This window comes from Oleiphilus sp. HI0067 (assembly GCF_001635735.1).
Genome location: NZ_LWFI01000300.1, coordinates 1 through 798 on the forward strand (window position 1 = coordinate 1; position 798 = coordinate 798).

Genomic DNA, 798 nt, shown 5'->3' on the forward strand with positions numbered 1-798 from the left:
CTGTTAGCTTAACCTTAATGGAATCAGCGCTTGAGGAATGCGGGGCTCGCGTGTTTCTGGCGAGTAATGCGCAAGAAGCTCGCTCTATTTTACACAGGCATGATATCGCGTTGATCTATCTAGACATCATGATGCCTGACATATTGGGCTATGACTTTGCTAAAGAAATTCACGCACGCCCTCGTTGTCGTTATGTCCCAATCATCTTTATCACCGCGCTAAAAAATGATGATGAAGATATCTTACGGAGTTATAAAAGCGGCGTTGTCGACATACTGAAGAAACCTGTCGAGCCCGAGATCATCAAATCTAAGACACGCGTATTTCTTCAGCTAGATAGCCAACGTCGCGTGATCGAAGAACAACAAAGAGACCTAAAAACAGCATTTAAACGCTTACAAGATTACGCGCAGCACGATCAATTAACCGGCTTATTTAATCGTGAGCAAATCACCAACATCCTTGCTCGACTCGTCTCAACAAGTAAGCGAAAGAGCCGCTCTATCGCCGTCATGTTTCTTGACCTTGACCACTTCAAGGTCGTCAACGATTCATACGGGCACTCTGTTGGAGACTTACTTTTGCGTAGTACCGCGCTGCGATTAAAAGGCTGTGTACGCGACATCGATTATGTGGCACGGCTTGGCGGCGATGAGTTTTGTATAGTGCTTACTGATGTAAATTCCAGTGCAGATACCAGTACTGTCGCGAACCGCATTATTGATGCATTGGCAGCACCACATTTTGTACAAAAACATGAAATTTTCGCGGCAGCAAGTATCGGTATCGCGATGTACG

Annotated in this window: 1 protein-coding gene; it reads left to right on the top strand. The window is 45.5% G+C overall.

Annotated features, from left to right (window positions below; translation table 11 throughout):
- Nucleotides 1–17: 17 nt before the first annotated feature.
- On the top strand, nucleotides 18–798 hold a 781-nt coding region (locus A3739_RS03675; RefSeq protein WP_231876995.1), incomplete at its 3' end, for a diguanylate cyclase domain-containing protein.